We start from the raw sequence: 24,592 nt of genomic DNA, 5'->3' as shown, positions 1-24,592 counted from the left end.
GCCTCCTTATGGGGTTTCGATGCGCCGCTGCAGCAGGTTGATCAGCAGCAACAGGACGAAGGAAACCACCAGCATCAGCACGCCGATGGAGGTGGCGCCGGTGTAGTCGTATTGGTCGAGCTTGACCATGATCAGCAGCGGCAGGATCTCGGTTTTCATCGGCATGTTGCCGGCAATGAAAATCACCGAACCGTACTCGCCCACGCCACGGGCAAACGCCAGGGCGAAGCCGGTCAGCCAGGCCGGCAACAACGCCGGCATCAGGATATGGCGGAACACCTGCCACGGCTTGGCACCCAGGCAGGCGGCAGCCTCTTCGACCTCACGCGGGATATCCGCCAGCACCGGCTGCACCGTGCGCACCACGAACGGCAGCGTCACGAAGGTCAGCGCCAGGGTGATGCCCAGCGGGGTATAGGCGATCTTGAAGCCCAGGTCGGTGGCGAACTGGCCGACCAGGCCGGTCGGTGCGTACAACGCCGTCAAGGCGATACCGGCCACGGCGGTGGGCAGGGCGAACGGCAGGTCGATCATCGCGTCGATGATCTTGCGGCCGGGAAAGGTGTAGCGCACCAACACCCAGGCCAGCAGCGTGCCGATCACGCCATTGATGATCGCGGCGCACAACGCGGTGCCGAAGCTGAGCTTCAAGGCCGCCAGCACTCGCGGCGCCGAAATGATCGTCCAGAACTGGTCCCAGGTGAGTTGGGCGGCATGCACGAACATCGCCGCCAGCGGTATGAGCACAATCAGACTGAGGTACACCAGGGTGTAGCCCAGCGTCAGCCCGAAGCCGGGTATGACGGGGGAGATGCGACGCGACATAAAAGTCCTTGGTTGTATGGCGAGGAAGCTTGCTCCTGGTGTGTTCTGTAGGAGCTGGCGAAGCCTGCGATCTTTTGATCCTGACCTTTCACTCTCGACTCAATTGGCAGTCGAAAGATCGCAGCCTCGTTGCACTCGTCAGCTCCTACAGGGTTGAGCCCGGTAGCCTGAATCGAACTCTGTCCAGCTTACTGCGCCTGATAGATCTGGTCGAACACCCCACCATCATTGAAGAATTTCGGCTGGGCGGTTTTCCAGCCGCCGAAGTCCTTGTCGATGGTCACCAGCTCCAGTTTCGGGAACTGCCGGGCGTACTTGGCGGCCACGTCCTTGTCCCGCGGGCGATAGAAATTCTTCGCGGCGATTTCCTGACCAGCCGGGCTGTACAGATGCTTGAGGTAGGCTTCGGCGATTTCGCGGTTGCCTTTCTTCTCGGCGTTCTTGTCCACCACCGCCACTGGCGGCTCAGCGAGGATCGACAACGACGGCACGACGATGTCGAACTTGTCGGCGCCCCCTTCTTCTTTCAGCGCCAGGAAGGCTTCGTTTTCCCAGGCCAGCAACACGTCGCCCTGACCGTTGTTGACGAAGGTAATGGTCGAACCGCGGGCGCCGGTGTCGAGGATCGGCACATGCTTGAACAGCGCCTGCACGTATTCCTTGGCCTTGGCCTCGTCACCCCCGTTGGCCTTGAGGCCATAGGCCCAGGCCGCAAGGAAGTTCCAGCGGGCACCGCCGGAGGTCTTCGGGTTCGGGGTGATGACCGAGACGTCATTCTTGATCAGGTCACCCCAGTCCTTGATACCCTTGGGGTTGCCCTTGCGCACCAGGAACACGATGGTGGAGGTGTAGGGCGTGCTGGCTTCCGGCAGCCGCTGCTGCCAGTCCACCGGCAGGGATTTGCCCAGCTTGGCGATTTCATCGATGTCGCCGGCCAGGGCCAGGGTCACGACGTCGGCCCGCAGCCCATCGATCACCGCCCGGCCCTGTTTGCCCGAGCCCCCATGGGATTGCTGGATCTTCACGCTGTCATCCGGGTGCGTCTGCTTCCAGAAACTGACGAATTCGGCGTTGTAATCCTGGTATAGCTCGCGGGTCGGGTCGTAGGACACGTTGAGCAGTTCGTAGTCCTTCGCGACGGCGGAACCTGCGAAAACAGCGCTGGCCAGGGCGGCCAGGGCATAACGGCGAATTGGCGACATGGTGAAAGCTCCTGGAATTCTGGTTTCTTATGGCTTCTGGCAGATCGGGTGGCCTTGAAAAGACCGCAGCCTGGGGCAGTTCCTGCATCCAGTCCCCATGGGACTGCCGCGAGCTGCGATCTCTTGATCCTCAGCCCGGCTTATGGCCTGGCTGCTGCAGGCGGAATTTTTCCTTGCGTTCGATCTGGACCACCTGTGCGTTGTGCACGGTGATTTCCACCGCGCCGAAACGCAGATCGCGCAACGCGCTCTGGATCTCGCGCATGATGGTTGCTTCGTCCTGGCCGTCAACGCTACGTAGGGATGCGCTCATGCTGCTGCTCCTTGAATGAATGCCTGGCAGTGGGCGGCACTGCTTGCGGCGTGGGAGCAATACTAGATAAGCGCAGATATTCTTAAAAAGACTATTTAAGAATTTTTATATAACCAAAAACCAACCAACACCCACACACCCTGTGGGAGCGAGCCTGCTCGCGATAGCGGTGGGACAGTCAACATTTTTGTCTCTGGCAGACCGCATCGCGAGCAGACTCGCTCCCACAGTTTTTTTGTCTGTCAGGTGATGGCTGGTGCCCGCTCCCAATCCAGCAGCTGCGCCGGCACCGGCCGGCCGAACCAGTAGCCCTGTCCCAGCTCACAAGCCTGTTCGAGCAAAAATCCCGCCTGCTCGCGCTGTTCGATGCCTTCGGCATGCACCTGCATGCCCATGCTGCGGGCCAGGGCGATGATCACCCGGACGATCGCCGCGTCGTCCTCGTCCCACGGCAGCCCGGCGACGAAACCCTGGTCGATCTTAAGCTTTTGCACCGGTAGGCGTTTGAGCCGCAGCAACGATGAATAGCCGGTGCCGAAGTCATCGATCGCCAGCCGCACACCCAATTCCCGCAAACGATGCATCTGCTCCAACGCCACTTCCGGGTCCGCCATCACCGCGCTTTCGGTCACTTCCAGCTCCAGGAGCGCCGGATCCAGACCGGTTTCATGCAGTACCTGGGCGACCTGCTCGTACAACGCACGGTGGGCGAACAATCGGCTGGAAACGTTCACCGCGACGAACGTCAACGCAATCCCGGCCTGTTGCCACTGGCACATCTGTCGGCAGGCCTGGGCCATGACCCAACCATCGATCTGGGCGATCAACCCGGTGCGCTCGGCGACGGGGATGAATTCGGCCGGCGAGATCAAACCACGCACAGGATGTTCCCAGCGCACCAGCGCTTCGACACCGATCAGGCGGCTGGACGCCAGGTCGTGCACCGGCTGGTAATGGACTCGCAGTTCCTGCTGGGCCAGGGCGCGACGCAGTTCGAAGGCAATCTCGACCCGTTGTTGAGCGTGGGCGGTCAGCTCTTCGGTGTACAAGGCGTAACTGTCGCGGCCGGCGCTCTTGGCCTTGAACAGGGCCGAGTCAGCATTACGCAACAATTGCCCGGCGCTGAGTGCATCGCCGGGAAACAGGCTGATGCCGATGCTGGCGTTGATGAACAAGGCCCGACCGTCGAACCGCAACGGCTCTTTCAGCACGTCGAGAATACGCTGGGCCTGGACCGCTGCCTGCCCGGGCTGGGAGCAGTTTTCCATCAACACGGCGAATTCGTCGCCACCCAGGCGAGCCAGGGTCACGCCCGGCGCGAAGAGCGCCTGGAACCGCTCGGCCACGCCCTTGAGCAGCTCGTCGCCAACCGCATGTCCGAGGCTGTCATTGATGTTCTTGAAGTGGTCCAGGTCCACCAGCAGCAGGGCACAACCGCGCTTGTGAAGCTGTGCCGAGGCCAGGGCCTGCTCCGCACGGTCGGAAAACAGCACGCGGTTGGGCAAGCCGGTCAGCGGATCGTGATGGGCCAGGTGTGCGAGTTCGTGTTGCGAATCCTTGATCGCACTGATGTCGGAGAACACCGCGACGTACTGATTGACCTGGCCGTTGTCGTCGACGAGCGCCCGGATCGTCTGCCATTGCGGGTAGATCTCACCACTCTTGCGCCGATTCCAGATTTCACCGCTCCATTCACCCCGTCCGCTCAGGGAGGCAAACATGTCGCGGTAGAAATCCGCCCCGTGGCGGCCGGATTTGAACAGATTGGGGCGCTGGCCCAACACCTCGTCCCGACCATAACCGGTGATCGCCATGAAGGCCCGGTTAACATGCACGATCAGGCCGCTGCGATCCGTCACCAGCACCCCTTCGCGGGTGCAATCGAAGACCGCAGCGGCCTGGCGCAGGCGCTCGCGATCGGCCAGGTGCTTGCCTTCACCAAGCGACCGGGACATCCGCATCCGCGCCATGAAGATCAACCCGGCGCTGATCAGCATCCAGGCATAGCCGTTGATCAGTTGCCAGCGCTGCCTGTCAGCGGATTGATCGAAGAAATTGCTTAATAAATAACCAGCCAGCTGCAGCCAGGCGACTGACAGCACGAGGTAAAGCAGCGCTTCGCGCAGGGCGATGCGGTGATGGGCAGTCATTCGGTCGTCCATGTCCCTACAAAGAGGCCGGGATTATAGAGGAAGAAACATCCTGCCACTCTTATCTGAAAGGCCGACTGGTTTTATCTGTAGGGCTGGTGATAATGCAACGGCTGTTTCTATCTTTATCGAGGGCCCTACAGCCTATGTGGTACGAAGGTTTTCTTGGCTTGTCGCCTTGGTCACTGGTGGCGGTCACCCTGCTGATGACCCATGTCACGATCATCAGTGTCACGGTCTACCTGCACCGTTATTCGGCGCACCGCTCCCTGGAGCTCAACGCTGGCCTCAAACATTTCTTCCGCTTCTGGCTGTGGCTGACCACCGGGCAGAACACCCGCGAGTGGACCGCCATCCACCGCAAGCATCACGCCAAATGCGAAACCGTCGACGATCCCCACAGCCCGGTCGTCAAAGGCCTGTCCACCGTGCTGCGCAAAGGCGCCGAGCTGTACCGCGCCGAAGCGGAAAATCCGGAAACCCTGCGCATCTACGGCAAGAACTGCCCCGAAGACTGGATCGAACGCACCCTCTATAGCCGCTTCCCGCTTTTGGGCGTGGCGATCATGGGCGTCATCGACCTGCTGCTGTTCGGCACCATCGGCATCACCATCTGGGCCATCCAGATGATGTGGATCCCGGTCTGGGCCGCCGGCGTGGTCAATGGCCTGGGCCATGCCGTGGGCTATCGCAACTTCGAGTGCCGTGACGCGGCGACCAACCTGGTGCCCTGGGGCATCCTGATCGGTGGCGAAGAGCTGCACAACAACCATCACACCTACCCTAATTCGGCCAAGCTGTCGGTACGCAAATGGGAGTTCGACCTGGGCTGGGCCTGGATCCAGGTGTTCCGCTTCCTGCGCCTGGCCAAGGTCCAGCGGGTCGCGCCGATCGCCCACCGGATCGAAGGCAAGGGTCATCTGGACATGGACACCGCCATCGCGATCCTCAACAACCGGTTCCAGATCATGGCCCAATACCGCAGGCTGGTGATCGCCCCGCTGGTCAAGCAGGAGCTGGAAAAGGTCGATCATTCGGTGCGCCACCAGTTCCACCGGGCCAAACGCCTGCTGTCGCGGGAAACCAGCCTGCTGGATGACCGTCATCACCTGCGCATCCAGAACATGCTGGAACACAGCCAGGCACTGAAGGTGATCTACGAAAAACGCCTGGCTCTGCAGCAGATCTGGGCCAAGACCAGCAGCAACGGCCACGACATGCTCGCTGCCATCAAGGAATGGGTCCACGACGCCGAGGTCAGCGGCATCCAGTCCCTGCGGGACTTTGCCGACCAGCTCAAGACTTACTCGTTGCGGCCGGCTACGGCTTGATAACCAGACCCCGCCATTCGGCGGGGTTTTCCTTTCCTGCACGATCCACAGATTTGGCTCCGGCAATCCGCCCTTCGTCGCCTGAAAAGGAACTTCACTCCGAATCCCCTATCTCAAGAGCACTTCGCCATCCAGGCGGGCTTTGGAGCAAGCGCGTGCGAACCTTCAACAGTGCACGCTCTTTGAGATTTGTGCCGATGGTCGACAAGAACCTGCAGGATTCAACCCAACCGCATTGGCCCGAGGCGGCCCAGACGCTGATGGCGCTGATGCACGCCCAGGGCGAAGTGGCGCGCCTGAGCGAACGTGAGCAGCTTTTCAGCTCGTTGCTGGTCAGCGTCAACGCGGTGCTCTGGGCGTTCAACTGGGAAACCCGGCAACTGCTCTACGTCAGCCCCGCCTACGAGCGGATCTTCGGCCGGCCCGTCGGCCTGGTACTGGCCGACTTCAACGAGTGGCGTGACGCAATCTACCCCGACGACCTGGACTATGCCGAGCGCAGCCTCGCCGACGTGCTGGTCAAAGGTGCCGTGGAGGATCGTGAGTACCGCATCATCGCCGCCGATGGCCAGATCCGCTGGCTGAGCGACAAATGCTTCATCAACCGCCAGGCCGAATCGGGGCAACCGGTGATTGTGGTGGGGATCGCCGAAGACATCACCGAAAAGAAGCTGCTGGAAAGCGAACTGCAACGACTGGCGACCACCGACGTACTGACCCAGAGCAGCAATCGCCGCCACTTCTTCGAATGCGCCCACCGCGAATTCGAGCAGGCACGATTGCAGGGAACGCCCATGGCTTTCCTGTTGCTGGACATCGATGACTTCAAGGTGATCAACGACACCTATGGTCATCAGGAAGGCGATAGCGTGCTGCAGAAAATCGCCGAAAGCGGGCGGACCGTGCTCCGGCGCGGTGACCTGTTCGGACGGATCGGTGGCGAAGAGTTTGCCGCCGTATTCCCCGGCTGTGCCCCGGACATGGCGATGCAAGTGGCCGAGCGCCTGCAACGGGAGATCCAGCGCCTGACCTTCCGCAGTGGGGAGCAGGGTTTCGGTATCACCGTCAGCCAGGGCCTGACCAGCATCACCGAAGAAGACCAGACCCTCGACAGCCTGTTCTCCCGCGCCGATGCCGCCATGTATGAGGCCAAGCGCCAGGGCAAGAATCGGATCATCGTCGGCTGATCGACTTGTTGCACAAAGCCCCTGTGGGAGCGAGCCTGCTCGCGAAAGCAATCTTACATCCGGCGATGCAGTGACTGTCAGACCGCTTTCGCGAGCAGGCTCGCTCCCACAATGGTAAGTCGGTGGTTTTACTTCCTGCGCAAGCGCATCAGTTCCGGCAACCCGATCTTCAGCAGACGCGCCGTGCGCCCCCGGGCCAGTTCCTCAAGCCCTTCATGCTCGGTCAGGTGAGCCATTTGCGCCGCCATGTTCATCACCAGGGCCTCGCGGGAGTACACCCCGCCACCGAGGCCGTAGACCGCCGCAATCAACTCCCGCAGCTCCAGCGGCAAGCGCCAGCGGGTACGCAGCGCCGAGCCGAAACCGGCGCCATACTCCTCCAGGGTGTTCCCCACTTCCTCCAATTCATCCAGTTCGCCCTCGGCCCGCTTCCATTCTTCCAGGCAACGCAGCACCGCCAATTCACCCAAGCGATGCAGCAGCCCGGCGCAATAGCAGCGCTCCTGCTCCAGATCCAGCAAACGGGCCATCGCCCGGGCGTATTCGGCGGTGTGCAGCGATAACAGCCAGTAACGCTCGGCATAGTCCGCCAGGCAGGGGTCAGTGAGCCGGGCACAGCGCTTGAGGGTCAGCCCGAGGATCAGGTTCATGCTCTGCCCGGTGCCGAGCTGGTGCAGCGCCTGGGCCACGGTCTGCACCGGACCGCCACCCTGATGCTGGGCGGCGCTGTTGGCCGCAGCGATCAGCACGGCGGTGATCTGCGGATCGGTGCGGATTTCCTCTTCCAGCAATTTCAGGTCCAGGCCGCTGGGGTTGAGGCTGCGCTTGACCGCCACTTGCACATCGGTCATCAGCGGCGCGCCTTCGGACAGGTCGCGCCGACGCTCAAGGAACGCCGCCAGGGTCAACGCGGGCCCAGGCGTCGGTACGTCGCTGGCGGCTTCTTCAGTGCCACTCAACAGCAAGCCTTGCAGACGCTGGGTCAGGCTTTCCCGGTTCAAGGGTTTGGTCAGATAAGCGGCCGGCGCCAGTGGCAACACCTCACGTACGCTAGCGCTGTCATTGCGTCGACTCATCAGGATGAAGGGCAACGGCGGGGTGCGGTGCTGATGGCGAAGGCCGCGCAGAATACTCAGGCCATCGACACCCGGCAGCTCCCAATCGGCAATCACCAGGTCGTAAGGATGATGCGCCAGCAACTCCAGCGCCTGCTTGCCCTCGCCACACGTGTCCACCCGCGCATCGCAGCGCAGGCCCGACAACACCTGTTCCAGCAGCTCACGGGACGCCGGGTCGGCCTCGGCGATCAACACGCGGGGTACAGCGGGTAAATCCACAGCAGTCATGCGGCATCGCTCCCTTGCAATACCTGCACCTTAGACAATGGCCGCCGTTGCAGACAGCTCGAACCCTCAGGATAGGTGTCCGAACATGAAAAAACCCGCTAAAAAGCGGGTTTTTTGTGGATCAGCTCACAGCGTCAAAGCTCGGAGAAGCACTCTTCGATGATTGCCAGGCCCTTGTCCAATTGCTCGTCCGGCGAGGTCAACGGCACCAGCACCCGCAGGACGTTGCCATAAGTGCCGCAGGACAACAGGATCAGACCCTTGTCGCGGGCCTTCGCCACAACCTGGGCGACCGCTGCGGCGTTCGGCTTATGGGAGTCGCCGTTTTCAAACAACTCCACGGCGATCATCGCGCCCAGGGCACGGACTTCGCCGATCACCGGGTACTTCTTCTGGATGGCCTTGAGGCCACTGACCAGACGCTCGCCCACAGCCTTGCAGCGGTCCAGCAGGTGCTCTTCTTCGAACACTTCCATCACCGCCAGCGCAGCCGCGCAAGCAATCGGGCTACCAGCGTAGGTGCCACCCAGGCCACCCGGTGCGATGGCGTCCATGTACTCGGCCTTGCCACAGACTCCGGCCAGCGGGAAGCCGCCCGCGATGGATTTGGCGAAGGTGGTCAGGTCGGCAGCAACACCCATCTGCTCCATGGCGAAGAAGGTGCCGGTACGGCCTGCGCCGGTCTGCACTTCGTCGGCGATCAACAGAATGCCGTGCTGGTCGCACAGGGTGCGCAGGCGCTTCATGAACTCCTTCGGCGCCACATAGAAACCACCCTCGCCCTGTACCGGCTCGATGATGATGGCCGCGATGTCACGTGGCTCGGCGTCGTTCTTGAAGATGCGCTCGATGCTGGCGATGGAGTCGTCGATGCTCACGCCGTGCAGTTCGTTCGGGTACAGCGCACGGAAGATACCGCCAGGCATCAGGCCCATGCCGGCCGAGTACGGCACGACCTTGCCGGTCAGGCCCAGGGTCATCATGGTGCGACCGTGGTAGGCGCCGGTGAAGGCGATTACACCGGCGCGGCCGGTGGCGGCACGGGCGATCTTCACGGCGTTTTCCACCGCTTCGGAACCGGTGGTCACCAGCAGGGTTTTCTTGGCGAAATCGCCAGGTACCTTGGCGTTGATTTTTTCGCACAGTTCCACGTATGGCTCATAGGCCAGGACCTGGAAGCAGGTGTGGGTCAGCTTGTTCAGTTGCTCGGTCACGGCGGCGATGATTTTCGGGTGCACGTGGCCGGTGTTCAGCACGGCGATACCGCCGGCGAAGTCGATGAATTCACGGCCTTCGACGTCGGTCACCGTGGCGTTCTTCGCCGACTCGGCGAAGATCGGGTGAATCTGGCCGACGCCACGTGGAACGGCAGCGGTACGACGGGCCATCAGGTCAGCGTTAGTCTTGCTCATTACAGTCCTCATTCGCCGCTCATCGGTCGGCGTGGTTCAAGGATTACACGGCGGGGAGTCAACGGCGGCAGCATGCGATGATCGACTGCCACGGCGTTCCCGGCCGCAGAGAAAAGTGCAGTTTGAAACGGCGCAAAGGGACAGCGCTCTCGTGCCCTTTGCGCTTGCAGCAGGATCAGATACCCAGGCAGAGGTATTTGATTTCCAGGTAGTCCTCGATGCCGTACTTGGAACCCTCACGGCCCAGGCCCGAAGCCTTGATGCCGCCGAACGGCGCGACTTCGTTGGAGATCAACCCGGTGTTGACGCCGACCATGCCGTATTCCAGGGCCTCGGCCACGCGGAATACGCGGCCCAGATCGCGGGCATAGAAGTACGAGGCCAGGCCAAACTCGGTGTCGTTGGACATCGCGATCACTTCAGCTTCGTCTTTGAAGCGGAACAGCGGCGCCAGCGGACCGAAGGTCTCTTCCTTCGCCACGGCGGCGGTTTTCGGGACGTTGGTCAGGATGGTTGGCTCGAAGAAGTTGCCTTGCATCGGCTTGCCACCGGCCAGTACGGTCGCGCCTTTGCCCACGGCATCGGCGATGTGTTCCTGGACCTTGGCGACGGCCTTCTCGTCGATCAGCGGACCGGTGGTGGTGCCGTCTTCCAGACCGTTGCCGATCTTGAGCTTGGCCACTGCCGCCTTGAGTTTTTCCGCGAACGCGTCGTACACCGAATCCTGGATGTACAGGCGGTTGGCGCAGACGCAGGTCTGGCCGTTGTTGCGGTATTTGGAAATGATCGCGCCTTCGACGGCTTTATCCAGGTCCGCATCGTCGAACACGATGAACGGTGCGTTGCCGCCCAGTTCCAGGGAGACTTTCTTGATGTCCTTGGCGCATTCGGCCATCAACTGGCGACCGATTTCGGTCGAACCGGTGAAGGACAGCTTGCGCACGATCGGGTTGCTGGTCAGCTCGCCGCCGATGTCGCCGGCACTGCCGGTGACCACGCTCAGCACGCCTTGCGGAATACCGGCACGGTGCGCCAGTTCCACCAGGGCCAGGGCCGAGAACGGCGTTTGCGAGGCCGGCTTGATGACCATGGTGCAACCGGCGGCCAGGGCTGGACCGGCCTTGCGGGTGATCATCGCGGCCGGGAAGTTCCACGGGGTAATGGCGGCGGTCACACCGATCGGCTGCTTGATCACGATCAGGCGCTTGTCGGGCTGGTGGCCGGGAATCACGTCACCGTAGACGCGCTTGGCTTCTTCGGCGAACCACTCGATGAACGACGCGGCATAGACGATCTCGCCCTTGGCTTCGGCCAGTGGCTTGCCCTGTTCCAGGGTCATCAGACGACCGAGGTCGTCCTGGTTCTCGATCAGCAATTCGTACCAGCGACGCAGCTTGTTGGCGCGCTCCTTGGCGGTCAGCGCACGCCAGGCCGGCAGCGCCTTGTCGGCGGCTTCAATCGCACGACGGGTTTCGGCAGCGCCCATTTTCGGCACGGTACCCAACACTTCGCCCGTTGCCGGGTTGGTGACCTTGATCGTCTGACCATTGTCCGCATCGACCCAAGCGCCATCGATAAAGGCTTGCTGGCGGAACAACTGGGTGTCTTTAAGCTGCATGTCGGCTTTCCTTAACAGCACCGCGCGCACGCGGAGCGAATTAGAGTTGTAGAAAGGCGCCTTATGGGCTGCCGTCAGGGAAATCATTCACCGGGCTGAAGCACAGAAATAACGCACAACAAGCATAGACGTGCGGTTCAGCACCCAGACAAGAGCGTTTGAAATCTCAAACGAATCCTAGGGCCGATGGGGGTGAAGGACAATAGGCTGTTCGAAAAAAAGAACGAAAAAGACGAAATTGACCGTTTTTTCTGATCAGCGTAGCCAACGTATGCCCAAAGCCTGGAAAACAACGGCAAATCAGCAGCATGGACGCCCGGCGTGCATATGAGTATCATGGCGCCGCGTTGCACCAGTAGCTCAGCTGGATAGAGTACTGCCCTCCGAAGGCAGGGGTCGTGGGTTCGAATCCCGCCTGGTGCGCCATATAGTCTCTGGAGTTGTCTCAGACATTCCATGAAACATCTCAAGAAGCCCGCCCAGTGCGGGTTTTCTTGTTTCTGGCTGTACCTCGTTGTATATCCGGTAGCTTCACACCGTACATGCCTTGTATGGCCCATGATTCAGAAACGCTGGAGCGTTACTCGGAGCTATGCAAGAGAAGTATTGGAAAGACCATCAGGACAAGAAACATATAGAGATCGATGGGGTTTGCTGGCTTCTGGATCATCTTCGCCCGTTCAGCTTCAACATTCCCTGCTGCCAACGGTCAGCCAGCCGTAACCTTGACCATAGAACTGGAATACAGCTCCCACTGCATCAGTCGAGGCCCCAGGAAAAATGAGGAAATCGATTTCCAATCAGCAGGATACGAGCGTTTGGTGATCGACCATCGGGAAATCAGGCGTGAATTCAAGCAGGACCGACATGCCCTATCCTTCCTCCTGCCAAGTATCGTAACGACGCTTCGCGACCGTCGATGCTTCTTCACTGGCAAGGAAAATTTCCTGACATTCGAGATCGGCGAAATCCTGCCAGGCTATGCCAAGGACACCAAGTACGAGATTTTTTTCAACGTGAGGAGAGGCGACGCACGCAACTCTTTACGACTCTTCATCGAGAGCGCATATGTTCGAGATGAGGAAGCGGATAATGAACCAGTGAACTTCAAAAAGTCCGACAAAATCACGGCCTGGAAGCTTTTTTTGAAAAAGTCGCGGGGTGAATCGATCAAGGCACCTACGGGCAATGGCCTCCAACGTAATAGACGCCGTCAGTAGCCAGAAAAAGCAAACCCTCCAACGAGGGAATCGAAGGAGGGTTTCGCGGATGCCCTTAGGGATAACCCCTTCAACCGGCACGGCCGAGAACCTGTGGCGGCATCTGAACACCTAGGCCTTATATGGCCCAAGCTCCGTATATATCCAGACGCGCTCAGGCTAATCAAAATTGAACAACACGTCAATGTGACGTCGGTAACGTCCGTCGGCTGGAGTCTTGAACCTATTACACGAAAATCGGACTCCAGCGCTTGGTTCACTCAACGCTTGCGCAACGCCTCCAGCCGCGCCGGCAAATCCTCCTTGGGAAAGCGCTTGTGCAGCGTAAGCAGCTTCTCATCCGCCGCCTTGGCCTCCCCCGCCTGGCGCAACCGCAGGATTTCCAGCAGCTCCTGCTCCAGCGAAGGCGGTGCGGCGGGCACAGATTTGCTCTTTTTCGCCATGGGTTCATCTGCCTGGACTTGCACAGGCTTCTCCGGGGCCTGGCTCAGTTCGCCCATTGGCGCCGCCATGCGCGCCAATGGTGCCGGGGCAGCAGGGGCTGCCGGAGAGGGGGCAACGGCGAGCTCCTGTCGGGCAGCGGAATAATCCAGTGATGCCGGTGCAACCAAGTCGTCCTTCGGCACCGGCGAGCGCAGCACCAGGCTAATCATCAGCGCAACACCCGCCACCGTGGCGAACGCCACTTGCCAGCGCGGCCGTTGGCAAGCCTGCAGCCAACGTTGCCACAGGCCCGGCCTGGGCGCCGGCGCCTCGCGGTGGGCGGTAGCGAGGATGAAGGCGTCCAGGGAGGCGGGGGGCTCGCCGCCGGCGTGTTGGCGGAAATGCTCGATCAGCGCTTCATCAGTGGGATCCGGGGTCTGTCGGGAATCAATCATGCGGGTACCTCCTCGGCCAGCAGCCGATGCAACTTCTGCTGGGCGTAACGCAAGCGGCTCTTTACTGTTTCCAGCGGGACGCCGGTCAGGGCGGCGATCTGTGGCAGTTCCAGGTCACCGTGCAGGCGCAGCAGGAAGACTTCTCGCTGGTCTTCGGGCAAGGCCTGCAACGCGGCCTCCAGGCGGCCCTGATCGCGGCTCAGGCTCAGTTGTTGCTCTGGGCCACTGGACTCGTCAGGCTGGACGTGAAGCTGTTCGTCGTAGCTGTCATGCAAGGGGGTGTGCACGCCGTGCCTGCGCCAGTGATCGATCAAGCGGTTGCGGGCAATCTGGAACAGCCAGGTACGAAAACTCGCCCGTCCTTGTGGCTGGGTGCTGCTGCGGATCAGGCTGAGCCAGGTGTCCTGAAAGACTTCCTCGGCCAGCTCGGCCTTGTTGCTCAAGGACACGAGGAAACGATAAAGCCCCTGCCGATGCCGCGCATACAGGATTTCAAAACTGGCGCCATCACCGTTGCGGTAGCGGGCCAGCAGCGATTCGTCACTGACTGAGTCAATCGGGGCGGGCATTTGGGTGGCGGACTCCTTCCAATTGAAATGCGATTCTGCAAACAGCACTGTCCCACTGTGGGAGCGAGCCTGCTCGCGAAGGCGGTGCAACAGTCGATAGACATGCTGACTGGAAAACCGCTATCGCGAGCAGGCTCGCTCCCACATGGATCCTCCATGTACTCAGGATCCGTGTTTGATCTCAGGCTTGAGGCTCTGCGCCAGTTCGACCATCTGCACGAACTCGGCACGTAATCCGAACGGATCATTACCCCGGGCAGAACGGGCCAACTGAGCGGTGTCCTTCAAGCTCATCGACCCAGTGTAGCGCCCCTCGCCCTTGAGCTGCTGCGCAAAGGCCGCCACCGCCGCCGAGAAACGCAGGTCATCGCTGGCCTTGCCTTCGCCCTGTGCACTGGCGATGGGACGCTCGAGCAATCGGCTGCTGCCGCCTTCAGCGGGCTTGTAGCGTACCCGCAACATCGCCAGCTCGCCGGCCTTGCCTTCCGGTTGGGGTTGCGTGCTGGCATAGCGCAGCGGTTCCAGCCAGCCCTGCTCACCTTTTGACACGATTTCATACAGCGCCGTCACCGTGTGCCCGGCGCCGATTTCGCCGGCATCGACCTTGTCGTTGTTGAAATCCTCACGTTTCAGCGCGCGGTTCTCATAACCCAACAGGCGATACTCGCTGACCTGAGCGGGGTTGAATTCCACCTGCAACTTCACATCCCGCGCCACCACCGCCAGGGTCGAGCTGAGCTGGTCCACCAGCACCTTGCGCGCTTCGAGCAGGTTGTCGATGTAGGCGTAGTTGCCGTCGCCGGCGTCGGCCAGTTGCTCCATCAGGTGTTCGTTGTAGTTATCCACACCGAAACCCAGGGTCGTGAGGGACACGCCACTCTTGCGCTGGTCAACCGCCATTTGCTTGAGGCTGTCGAAGTCACTGACGCCGACGTTGAAGTCGCCATCGGTGGCCAGCAGGATGCGGTTGATGCCTTTGTCGATGAAGCTCTCCCGGGCCATCTGGTAAGCCAGTTCGATACCCGAGGCGCCTGCGGTGGAACCTCCGGCGTCGAGCTGATCAATGGCATTGCGGATTTTCACCTTGTCGCGACCCGAAGTCGGCTTGAGCACCACCCGCGACTCACCGGCATAGACCACCAGGGATACCCGATCCTGATCGCGCAACTGGTCCACCAGCAGTTTCAGCGTGCTCTTGACCAGCGGCAGGCCTTCGCGACGGTCCATCGATCCGGAAACATCCACCAGGAACACCAGGTTGGCCGGCGCCAGGTCAGCCACGGCGCGGTCGGAAGCCTTGATGCCAATGCGCAACAGGCGGGTGTGAGGGTTCCACGGCGACGGCGCCACTTCAGTGGTCACGCCAAAGGGCGAGCCATCGGTGGGCAGCGCGTAGGTGTAGGGAAAATAGTTGACCATTTCCTCCAATCGCACAGCGCCTTCGGGCGGCAGACTGCCTTGGTTGAGGAAACGTCGCACATTGGCGTAGCTGCCGGTGTCGACATCCACGCTGAAGGTGGAGACCGGCGTTTCGGCCACGCTGTGGATGGGGTTGTCCGGTAGTTTTTCGTATTGCTCCCGAGGCTCGCTGCGGTAATCCGCAACGGCGGCATCGTTTGCCACCAGTAGCGAACCAACCGGCGCCGGCACGGCCATGCGCTTGGCCTGAGTCTGCGCGGGGGCGATCTCGCGTTGCAGTTCAGGCTTGGCGGCCGCTGCGGCGGGTTCGGCGGTTCTGGCAGTCTCTCGAGACGAAGACAACCCACAACCCGCCAGCGCCACCAATAAGGTCACGGTGAAGCCCTGGGCTGCAGGACGAAGAAATGGACGGGGACGGGACATGGGCTGAACCTCGTGAGTGGATGATCCGTTCACAAGCTCAGACGAGGGGGATGTGCGGTTCGGGTTAATGGTTGGAAAGTTTTTACAGGATCCGAAGAACAACGCCTGGCCATCCAGAAGGAGACCAGGCGCTTGACTACAAGTGGATCAATCCGAACCGTACTTGGGCGAACGTGGTCCATACAGGATCCCGGTGCGTTGCCCGGCCGACAGCAACCGTGCGCTGGTAATACCGGCAATTGGATGACCCGCGTCTGTGGAGCTGTTGATCACTTGCTTGACCGCCGCCGTGATCAGCATGCCGACCAGCCCACCGGCGTTGCTGTTCCCGCCCTCCTCGCTGGATGCACGAGCGGAGCCAGTCCACAAGGTGGTGCCGCTACGCAGGTCCACCAGCTTGGCCGAAGCGGTGACCGCCGTTTCACTGGAGATCAGCATGTAACGGGTACCATATTCACTGATGGTGATGTACAGCGCCGCGTCCGCGCCGAAAATATCATGCAGCTTGGCCGGGGCCACGCCCTGGATATCGTTCGGTGTTGTCAGGCCGTTCTGGCGAAAGGTTTCATCCACCAAGGCAATCGGCAGCACGTAGTAACCCGCTTCGGCCAAGGGGTAGGTCACTTGGGAAACCAGGCTATAGGAAGCCTGTACCTCAGGGGATTCGTTGATCGGCGGCAACACCAGGATCGACTTGGGTCGAGCCTGTTTGAAGGCCGAATAGTCGATGGTCTTGGGAGCTGCACAACCGGCCAGCAACGCCACGGCCAGCAGAGCGCCGGCCCATTTCAAAAGGCTCATTTGACGTCTCCGGTCTTGGCGTTCTTGAGCAGCATGTCCATGTAGGTCGCGGACTCAGGGAACAGCGCCTTTTCGGTGCGCAACTCCTGCACCATCTGGTCATCCTTGCCCATGCTCAGGTACAGCATGCCCAAGTGGGCATGGTAGCCCGGCGGAGCCTTGCGGCCACTGGCGTTGATCTTTTGCAGATCACGCTCCAATGCCTCGACCTGCGCTTCCTTGGGCTCACCTTTGAAGTATTCGTAAACCTGCGGCTGGTAGCTTTCCCATTGATACAGAGTCGCAGGCGCCGTCTGGCACCCCGCGACCATCGCGACTGCTGTTAGCGTCAACGCCAACTTCACTGCCTTGCTCATCCTTGTACTGCTCCATGAAAATGCTGCTGATCAGTTGCGCGGGTTCCAGGCGCCGGCGTTGATGCCGTCCACCAGGCGGTTGATTGCCTCGCGCATGGCCAGGTCCAGGACCTTGCCATTGAGAGTGGAGTCATAGCTGGCGGTGCCGCCGAAGCCGATCACTTCACGGTTGGACAGAGCGTATTCACCCGCGCCCTGGGTGGAGTACACCACTTCGGAAGTGCTGATGTTGACGATATTCAGATTGACCTTGGCGTAAGCCACCTGGGTCTTGCCACGGCCGAGGATGCCGAATAGCTGACGGTCGCCGGTCTCTTTACGGCCGAATTCGGTCACGTCGCCAGTCACTACGTAGTCAGCACCCTTGAGCTTTTGCGCGGTGCCTTTGATCGCGGCCTCCTGGGAGATCTCACTCATGTTGTCGCGGTCCAGCACGCTGAAGCGATTGGTCTGTTGCAAATGGGTGATCAGGATGGTTTTGGCCTGACCGCCAAGACGATCGACACCATCGGAGAAAATCCCACGCATGTAGCTGGAGCGGTTATCGAACTTGCCTACGGCAATCGGCACGCGCACACCGGAATAGACGACGCCGGCACTGGCAACTTTCTCGATCGGCAACGCACGAGAGCTTTCCGAGGCACAACCGGCCACCGTCAGCAACGCCGCGGCGGCGAGGCCCGACAGCAAAATTTTGAACAATGTCTTCACGGGGTACTCCTGGGGTAAGAATCAGCGTTGCGTGGGGTCAAAAATATTCAACGAGACGGAATGGCCTGCAAGTCATCGACGATAAAGCCGCTCAACGCACTGGTGTAATAACCCTCGACATCGGAGTTACCCTTGTTGGTCAGCGCGCCCAGCATGCTTTTCATCCCTATCGGGCCTCTGAGCATCAGGCCCTCACGGGCCTGGGCAAAGTGCAACACCTCGGCGCCGGCCTTCTTCACCTTGACCTGATAGGTGAAATCGACGCTGGCAAGGTATGTACCGTCGGCGACGATCTTGTTCATGAAGCCGCCCTGGGTGTCCTGGATGCGGCGCGCATAAACGGTATTCACATCCAGCAGATAATCGGCCGTCTCCCGGCTGGAGGCATAGCGATTGGCATCGAGCAGGCGCAGGACCAGGTCGCCATTCAATTGCTCGCGAACGGTTTCGTCGGGCAGAAAGCGCTCATTCTTGCCGACGACGTCAACGTTGAAGGTATCGATCCAATAGGTGGCGGTCTTGGGGATCGCTACCGGCGCGGGGGAAATGTAGTAATCGGGCTTGGAGGCACAGCCCGCCATAAGGCAGAGGGCCAGGAATGTGGCGAGAAAGCGCATATCTGAATTCGTCCCTGAAGAAGTAGCGATACAACGGCGGCCGCAGTTTACGAGGTTTCGAAGGGTTATCAAGTCGCTTCGCAGCAGACTGCTGGAGACAACAGGGGGCCAAAGCCATCATTGACAATGACTTGGCCCGCTCCTTGTTACTTGATCAGGTCAGGCCGGCTGCTCTTGAGCATGGCCTCGGTCACGCTGCCTTGAACCGAGCACGTCAACATTCCCTTGCTGGTCTTGGCCAGGTCCTCTGGACCAGGCTCGACCATCAATATCGAATGAAGGCGTTGCCGCGAAGGTGCTTGCACAGGTAACGAGAGCAGCCATCGGGACAAGCAGGTGACGCAGTTTCATCGGACTATTCCTTCAGCCAAGGCGGGGACGAAGCGATACAGCGCGGACCAAATGAAGCATGGCTGGCCCGTGCCTTCATTTTGATCGTCGGCATTCTATCGATCCGGTGAACAGATTGGGTAGGCCGCGTGATCACCTTGTAACGATAAACACGCGTTGCTCCCTCGCCGCTCTACGAACCACAGGTCAGGGGGGCTCGCGAAGCGCTCACACTCCGCCCTGGAAAATACAGCGCCGCCGCGACGCCTACCGCCCCCATCACCACGCAATACCCCACACACACCCACGGACTCCACGGCACCAGCGCAATCAGCAACAACGGCGTAACACTCGCCCACAGCGCATAGGCGATGTTGTAGGTGAACGAGATGCCGGACACGCGAATCTTCGCCGGGAACAGGTTGACCATCACCGAAGGCACCGCGCCGACCACGCCACAACCCAGGCCGGCCACGGCGTAGGCCAGGCCCAGCCAGGCGCCGCCGTTGATCAGGCTGGCGTAGAGCACGGAGATGCCCAGGGGCAGCAGCAGGCTGTAGAGCATGACGGTGCGCCAGGCGCCGATGCGGTCGACGATGAGGCCGGCCAGGACGCAGCCGATGTTCAGGAAAACGATGCCCAGGCTGCTCAAGGCGAATGTCTGGCCGGGCGTCATGCCGAAGCTTTTCTGCATCACGGTCGGGGTGATGACCACGAACACCACCACGGCGGAGGTCAGCACGCAGGTCAGAATGGCGGCGGGCAGCAAGGCGTGGCGATGGTCCCGCAGCACCGTGCGCAGCGGCAGTTCCGCAGCGCCATCACGGTTGGCTTGCAAGGCCATGAAGATCGGTGTTTCGCTGAGCCAACGACGCAACCAGACGCCGATGACGCCAAAGACCCCGCCCAGCAGGAAGGGCAAGCGCCAGGCGTAATCGAGGATCTCCGCTGGTGTGTAGAAACGGGCCAGCGCCGTGGCGGTCAGCGCGCCGAGCAAGTAGCCGAAGGTCAGGCCTGCCTGGAGGAAGCCCAGGGCGTAGCCGCGATGGTGGAGCGGTGCATGTTCGGCCACGAACACCCAGGCACTCGGCACCTCACCGCCCACCGCCGCGCCCTGCAGGATGCGCAGCGCCAACAGCAGCAACGGTGCGAAGTAGCCGATTTGCGCGTAGGTCGGCATCACGCCGATGAGCAGGCACGGCAAGGCCATCATCAGGATGCTCAGGCTGAATACCCGCTTGCGTCCCAGGCGATCAGCGAAGTGCGCCATGAGGATGCCGCCCAGTGGCCGCGCCAGATAGCCGGTGGCGAAAATCCCGAAGCTTTGCAGCAGGCGCAGCCAGTCGGGCATTTCCGGTGGGAAGAACAACTGGCTGAGGGTCAGGGCGAAGAAGACGAAGATGATGAAATCGTAGATCTCCAGCGCCCCACCCAAGGCGGCAAGCCCCAGGGTCTTGTAGTCGGACCGGCTGAACCGGTCGCCTGGCAGATGGGTGATGGCTGTCATGGGCGGATTTATATCAGGTTATTGAATGGCGGGGCCGCACCTTGTAGGAGCTGTCGAGTGCAACGAGGCTGCGATCTTTCCACTGCCGATTGAGTCGAGAGCGGAAGATCAAAATCAAAAGATCGCAGGCTTCGCCAGCTCCTACAAAGTCCAGCGGGGTTCATAGGATGAATCAGCGGTGGTAACGCCGCACGACGCTGCTGTTGCGCAACACGTGGCCGTTGATCTTTTCCATCAATTGGGCGCGGTTCAGCCCCGCGGGCAACGCATCCGGCGGCAGGTCCAGGGCAAAGAGCTGGATCAGATAGTGATGAGCGCTGTCACCGACGGGAGGGCACGGACCGATATAACCATGGGTGTTCTTGCTGTTGATACCGCTCATGCCTTCCAACGTGGTCTTGGTGCCCGCGCCTGCCGGTATTTGCCGCGTGCTGGCCTTGATGCCGTAAAGGACCCAGTGATCGACGCCCTGGCCTCTTTGGCCATCCGGATCCAGCATGACGATGGCATAGCTGAGGGTACCCGGCGGGCCAGCGTTCCAGCTCAAGGCCGGGGAAATGTTCTTGCCACCGCAATTGTTGGCGTCGCTGGCAGCCGCAGCGGTGAAGAGGCGGTCGTCCGACACGCCGGGGATGTTGAGGGTGAAACGCTCCTCGGCCTGGACAGCCCCCTGTGCGCACAGCACCAGGGCGATGGCCGCCAGCCAGGGGTTGAGAGAGGTCAATCGGGTCATACCGGGCACCTTATGCGGGTCAGGCCATGGACGGCTTGCGCACTATAGCCTCAGCGCCGCCCGGGTTGCAGTGACAATTATGCTGAACCTCGTTCCGCCCCACCGGTTCTAATGGGAAACGCCTGTCGGAGAACGACCATGCCCCTGCATAACGTCGCCCGCTTCGCGGATATACGCGAAGACCGCGGCCTCGAAGTCAAGATCAACGACACGCCCCTCCTGCTGCTGCGCGCAGGCGGCCAGGTGCGCGCCTTCCAGGGCCGATGCCCCCACGCCGGCGCGCCGCTGGCCAAGGGTGCGGTGTGTCATGGAAGGCTGATCTGCCCCTGGCACAAGGCGGCGTTTCGGGCCGAAGACGGCGCCCTGTGCGAACCGCCGGCCCTCGACAGCCTGGAGCGCTATCACGTCGAGGTGCGCGATGGCGACATCTGGGTCGACGACCAACCGTTGCCCGCGGAAAAAATCCCGCCGGCCGACGACCCACGTACCTTTGTCATCATCGGTGCCGGAGCCGCCGGCACCGCCTGCGTTGCGGCATTGCGCGAGAAAGGCTTCGGCGGCCGAATCCAGATGATCGATCGCGAAACCGATGCCGGATATGACCGCACGGTGCTGAGCAAATATGTGCTGGCCGGTGACATGACGGTCGACGAGACACCCACGCTGCGCGATGAAACTTACTTCACCCAGCAACGCATCGAACGGATTCACGGCGAGGTCGTGGGTCTGGATAGCACTTCTCGCCAGATTCGCCTGGCCGACGGGCAGACGTTGAGCTACGACGCAGCGTTGATCGCCACTGGCGGAGCGCCCAAGACCCCGGACCTGCCCGGCATCAATTTACCCCAGGTGTTCGTGCTGCGCTCAATGGAACACACACGGCGGATCCTCGACAGCGCTCGACCGGGGCAACAGGCGGTGATCATCGGTGACAGTTTCATTGCCATGGAAGTCGCCTCGTCGCTGCGTAAACGCGGGCTGGACGTCACCGTCCTGGCCCGTCACCCGGTGCCGTTCGCGGCGCAGTTGGGCGACACTGTCGGCCAGGCTATCCTGGCCCGGCATCGAGCCAACGGCGTGGTGTATCACACCGATGGCGAAGCGGCGCGAATCGAAGGTGCCGGCAAGGTGAAGGCCGTGGTGCTGGATAACGGCCAGCGCTTTGCGGCAGACCTTGTAATTGTCGGCATCGGCGTGCGGCCGGCCACCGAACCGTTTGCCGATTTACCCCGGGAAGAAGACCAGTCATTGACCGTCGACGCCGGCATGCGCGTGGCCGAAGGATTATGGGCGGTCGGCGATATCGCGACGTTTCCTCTCAACGGCCAGCCCCGGCGAATCGAACACTGGCGCCTGGCCCAGCAACAGGCCCGGATCGCGGCAGCAAACATGCTCGGTGGTGAAGAGCATTACCTGGACGTGCCGTTTTTCTGGACCTATCACTTCGGCAAACGCTACGACTACCTCGGTCATGCCGAACAATGGGACGAGGTGCAGTTCAAGGGCACCCCCGAGCATCCGCCCTTCATCGGCCTGCTGGGCAAGGACGGCCTCGTTGCCGCCGCGGTGGCCTGCGACGAAGGCCGGGCCATGGCGGCGCTGGCCCAACGCATGAAACAACCGCTGTCGGTGGACGAGGCGTGGCGGTTGATCCGGGATTTTTCAAGCGCCTGACCCATCGCCTTCGCGAGCAGGCTCGCCCCCACAGGAATTGATGTTGAACACCAAGTTCGTAGGCAACGCAGCTCAATGTGGGAGCGAGCCTGCTCGCGAAGGCGTCAGTAGCGTCTACATCGAATGATCGGCCGGCAGCTGGATAACCCGCGCCTGCTCCGGCGGCGCCAAGGGAGGTGGCTGCAATTCCTTGCTCAACACATGAAAGTGCGGCACGACGTGGCTGATATCACCGTCCTGGTTGTTGTGGATGATTTTTGAGCCCGGCCGGCGCAGGGTGTCCAGGCGCTCGTCGGTCAATTTGAAACTGTCGCTCAAGCCTTGATCGTCGACGACCGGCGCCGGCAATCGACGCTGGGCGAAACTTCGGCTTTTGCGCTGCTGATAACGCGCCCAGGTAATCAGCAGCACCGCGTTGACCAGTGCCACCCAGCCGTAGATCTGCAACGTCCCTAGCGTGTCCAGCCACGCGCCGCCGAAGCGCGGCCCGGCGTGACTGTCGAACAGCGGCCAGAGCCCATTGGCCAGCAGGTACAACAACCCAACCCACGCCAGCACCGTGAAGAACACATCGATGAGCACCAGAAAAGGCCTTTGCCGGGTCCTGATAATTTTCATCGGATCACTTCCTCTTCTTCATCACCAAACGGCTTGATACCGCGATCCGGGCTGACCCAGCGCGCACGCTTCTGATGCTGGCCGAACAGTACTTTCGGAAAACTCACCAGGGTGGTGAGCAGGCTGATCAACCAGAACACCAACGGGTACCAGACCACCCAGAACATGATGTGCCACAGGCCTTTTTCGTAGCGGCGATCAATGAGGATGCTCACCGCGAACTGCATCAGGCATACCACCGCCAGCAACAACCCGGTGAAGGCCGGCGGCATGAGATGGTCGACCGCAATGGCCGCCGGCATCTCGACAAATTTACCGGCACCCCAGAACACCACCGACAGCAGGAACGTGAACGCCCAGCCGGTGGACAGGCAATACTCGAACAGCAGCGGCCACAGGTAGCGATGCCGGTATTGCCAGATGCCACGGATATTCTTGAACAGCACCTCGGCGCCGCCCTGGGCCCAGCGCAGCCGCTGCCGCCATAGCCCGCGCAGGGTTTCGGGCATGAGGATCCAGCACAGCGCACGGGGCTCGTAGAAGATGCTCCAGTGGTCCAGTTGCAGTTTCCAACTGATATCAATGTCCTCGGTGATCATGTCCGGGCTCCAGTAGCCGACCCGGTGCAGAGCGGTGCGACGGAAGGCGACGATCACGCCGGAGACCGTAAAGATCCGCCCGAAAACCCGCTGGGTACGCTTGATCAGGCCGATGATCGATGAGAACTCACCGACCTGGACCCGACCCACCAATGTTGAACGGGTGCGGATGCGCGGGTTGCCGGTCACCGCGCCAAGACGGGCGTTCTCCAGCATCGGCGCCACCAGATAGGCGCAGGTATTGGGTGCCAGCAGTGCATCGCCGTCGATGCACACCAGGTACTCGCTGCGGGCCGCGATGGCGCCCATGCGCAGGGCCACGGCCTTGCCCTGGTTCTCCGCCAGGTGCAACACCCGCAGGCGTGGATCTTCCAGCGCCAACATATCGAGGGCCTGGCCGGTGTTGTCCTTGGAACCGTCGTTGATGGCGATGACTTCAATGTTCGGATAGTGCTGGCCCAGCGCCGCATGGATGGTGTCGGCAACGTTGTCACCCTCGTTGAAGCAGGGCACCAGGATGCTGATCAGCGGCTCGCCGGCCAGGGGCGGCGGCAGGGTGTCGTCCTTCCACGGCCAGTGACGCTCCCAGTGCAACCAGAAATACAGGCCACCGGCGATCCACAGGGCGGACATGAACAACGGATAGAAGAACACGAAGTCCATCAGGAATTGCCCGGTGACCAGGAAGATCAGGCCCAGGGGCACCCCAAGGACAATCGCCAGCACCAGCAGGGCGAGCAGTCTGTCGAGCAT

General features: G+C 61.2%; 22 protein-coding genes and 1 tRNA gene. 5 read left to right on the top strand and 18 right to left on the bottom strand.

Annotated elements, in window-relative coordinates:
- Positions 1-6 precede the first annotated feature (6 nt).
- The 4 genes from cysT to dibA form a co-directional block, all read right to left on the bottom strand.
- Positions 7-825, bottom strand: a complete 819-nt coding sequence (gene cysT, locus LOY67_RS00830) for a sulfate ABC transporter permease subunit CysT (RefSeq protein WP_175363839.1) — start codon at positions 823-825, stop codon at positions 7-9.
- 188 nt (positions 826-1,013) lie between these two features.
- A complete protein-coding gene (locus LOY67_RS00825) occupies positions 1,014-2,027 on the bottom strand; it encodes a sulfate ABC transporter substrate-binding protein (protein ID WP_265065513.1) in 1,014 nt (337 codons plus the stop codon).
- A 130-nt stretch (positions 2,028-2,157) separates the two neighbouring features.
- Positions 2,158-2,340 (bottom strand): sulfur starvation response protein OscA, encoded by a 183-nt coding sequence (gene oscA / locus LOY67_RS00820; protein ID WP_265065512.1) that lies wholly within the window; start codon positions 2,338-2,340, stop codon positions 2,158-2,160.
- A gap of 242 nt (positions 2,341-2,582) precedes the next feature.
- On the bottom strand, positions 2,583-4,490 hold the full coding sequence (dibA, locus tag LOY67_RS00815) for a phosphodiesterase DibA (protein ID WP_265065511.1): 1,908 nt from the start codon (positions 4,488-4,490) through the stop codon (positions 2,583-2,585).
- A 146-nt stretch (positions 4,491-4,636) separates the two neighbouring features.
- Between dibA and desA the strand changes: the two genes are divergently transcribed.
- The gene (desA, locus tag LOY67_RS00810) at positions 4,637-5,821 is read left to right on the top strand and encodes a delta-9 fatty acid desaturase DesA (protein WP_265065510.1); all 1,185 of its coding nucleotides are present in this window, start codon (positions 4,637-4,639) and stop codon (positions 5,819-5,821) included.
- A 197-nt stretch (positions 5,822-6,018) separates the two neighbouring features.
- Positions 6,019-7,008 (top strand): GGDEF domain-containing protein, encoded by a 990-nt coding sequence (locus tag LOY67_RS00805; protein ID WP_265067676.1) that lies wholly within the window; start codon positions 6,019-6,021, stop codon positions 7,006-7,008.
- Between the two features lie 128 nt (positions 7,009-7,136).
- On the opposite strand, the gene LOY67_RS00800 is transcribed toward LOY67_RS00805, so the two are convergent.
- The 3 genes from LOY67_RS00800 to gabD form a co-directional block, all read right to left on the bottom strand.
- The gene (locus LOY67_RS00800) at positions 7,137-8,354 is read right to left on the bottom strand and encodes a response regulator (RefSeq protein ID WP_265065509.1); all 1,218 of its coding nucleotides are present in this window, start codon (positions 8,352-8,354) and stop codon (positions 7,137-7,139) included.
- Between the two features lie 134 nt (positions 8,355-8,488).
- Complete coding sequence (gene gabT, locus LOY67_RS00795; protein WP_265065508.1) at positions 8,489-9,766, bottom strand: 4-aminobutyrate--2-oxoglutarate transaminase; 1,278 nt, start codon at positions 9,764-9,766, stop codon at positions 8,489-8,491.
- A 175-nt stretch (positions 9,767-9,941) separates the two neighbouring features.
- Positions 9,942-11,384, bottom strand: coding sequence for an NADP-dependent succinate-semialdehyde dehydrogenase (gene gabD, locus LOY67_RS00790; RefSeq protein WP_265065507.1), 1,443 nt, complete (start codon positions 11,382-11,384; stop codon positions 9,942-9,944).
- A 349-nt stretch (positions 11,385-11,733) separates the two neighbouring features.
- Here gabD and LOY67_RS00785 point away from each other — a divergent pair.
- Together LOY67_RS00785 and LOY67_RS00780 are read left to right on the top strand one after the other, a co-directional pair.
- Positions 11,734-11,810: transfer RNA gene (locus tag LOY67_RS00785), tRNA-Arg, on the top strand.
- A gap of 218 nt (positions 11,811-12,028) precedes the next feature.
- Positions 12,029-12,604, top strand: a complete 576-nt coding sequence (locus LOY67_RS00780) for a hypothetical protein (RefSeq protein ID WP_265065506.1) — start codon at positions 12,029-12,031, stop codon at positions 12,602-12,604.
- A gap of 260 nt (positions 12,605-12,864) precedes the next feature.
- Here the strand turns inward: LOY67_RS00780 and LOY67_RS00775 are convergent, their stop codons facing one another.
- The 9 genes from LOY67_RS00775 to LOY67_RS00735 all read right to left on the bottom strand — a co-directional run bounded on the left by LOY67_RS00775 (position 12,865) and on the right by LOY67_RS00735 (position 20,948).
- Positions 12,865-13,482 (bottom strand): hypothetical protein, encoded by a 618-nt coding sequence (locus tag LOY67_RS00775; protein ID WP_265065505.1) that lies wholly within the window; start codon positions 13,480-13,482, stop codon positions 12,865-12,867.
- Entirely contained in the window at positions 13,479-14,051 is a 573-nt protein-coding gene (locus tag LOY67_RS00770) for an RNA polymerase sigma factor (RefSeq protein WP_265065504.1), read from the bottom strand. The genes LOY67_RS00775 and LOY67_RS00770 overlap by 4 nt, the downstream gene beginning before the upstream one ends.
- A gap of 162 nt (positions 14,052-14,213) precedes the next feature.
- Positions 14,214-15,893, bottom strand: coding sequence for a vWA domain-containing protein (locus LOY67_RS00765; protein ID WP_265065503.1), 1,680 nt, complete (start codon positions 15,891-15,893; stop codon positions 14,214-14,216).
- 147 nt (positions 15,894-16,040) lie between these two features.
- Positions 16,041-16,694, bottom strand: coding sequence for a DUF799 domain-containing protein (locus LOY67_RS00760; RefSeq protein ID WP_265065502.1), 654 nt, complete (start codon positions 16,692-16,694; stop codon positions 16,041-16,043).
- Positions 16,691-17,050, bottom strand: coding sequence for a DUF4810 domain-containing protein (locus LOY67_RS00755; RefSeq protein ID WP_265065501.1), 360 nt, complete (start codon positions 17,048-17,050; stop codon positions 16,691-16,693). The genes LOY67_RS00760 and LOY67_RS00755 overlap by 4 nt, the downstream gene beginning before the upstream one ends.
- Before the next feature lie 30 nt (positions 17,051-17,080).
- Positions 17,081-17,761: a CsgG/HfaB family protein gene (locus tag LOY67_RS00750; RefSeq protein ID WP_258629676.1), complete on the bottom strand. Its 681-nt coding sequence runs from the start codon at positions 17,759-17,761 to the stop codon at positions 17,081-17,083.
- A 47-nt stretch (positions 17,762-17,808) separates the two neighbouring features.
- Positions 17,809-18,378 carry a hypothetical protein gene (locus LOY67_RS00745; protein ID WP_265065500.1) on the bottom strand — a complete coding sequence of 190 codons (570 nt, stop codon included), beginning with the start codon at positions 18,376-18,378 and terminating at the stop codon, positions 17,809-17,811.
- A gap of 523 nt (positions 18,379-18,901) precedes the next feature.
- Positions 18,902-20,215: an MFS transporter gene (locus LOY67_RS00740; RefSeq protein WP_265065499.1), complete on the bottom strand. Its 1,314-nt coding sequence runs from the start codon at positions 20,213-20,215 to the stop codon at positions 18,902-18,904.
- A 172-nt stretch (positions 20,216-20,387) separates the two neighbouring features.
- Positions 20,388-20,948 (bottom strand): YbhB/YbcL family Raf kinase inhibitor-like protein, encoded by a 561-nt coding sequence (locus LOY67_RS00735; protein WP_265065498.1) that lies wholly within the window; start codon positions 20,946-20,948, stop codon positions 20,388-20,390.
- A gap of 138 nt (positions 20,949-21,086) precedes the next feature.
- Here LOY67_RS00735 and LOY67_RS00730 point away from each other — a divergent pair, with 138 nt between their 5' ends.
- A complete protein-coding gene (locus LOY67_RS00730; protein WP_265065497.1) occupies positions 21,087-22,622 on the top strand; it encodes an FAD-dependent oxidoreductase in 1,536 nt (511 codons plus the stop codon).
- 114 nt (positions 22,623-22,736) lie between these two features.
- Here LOY67_RS00730 and pgaD read toward each other — a convergent pair whose 3' ends face one another.
- Together pgaD and pgaC are read right to left on the bottom strand one after the other, a co-directional pair.
- Positions 22,737-23,240, bottom strand: a complete 504-nt coding sequence (pgaD, locus tag LOY67_RS00725) for a poly-beta-1,6-N-acetyl-D-glucosamine biosynthesis protein PgaD (protein WP_265065496.1) — start codon at positions 23,238-23,240, stop codon at positions 22,737-22,739.
- A complete protein-coding gene (gene pgaC / locus LOY67_RS00720) occupies positions 23,237-24,592 on the bottom strand; it encodes a poly-beta-1,6-N-acetyl-D-glucosamine synthase (RefSeq protein ID WP_265065495.1) in 1,356 nt (451 codons plus the stop codon). The genes pgaD and pgaC overlap by 4 nt, the downstream gene beginning before the upstream one ends.

Source organism: Pseudomonas sp. B21-056 (assembly GCF_026016325.1).
Classification (GTDB): domain Bacteria; phylum Pseudomonadota; class Gammaproteobacteria; order Pseudomonadales; family Pseudomonadaceae; genus Aquipseudomonas.
Note: the sequence above shows the minus strand (reverse complement) of the source record. Positions and strands in the feature narration are given on the sequence as shown.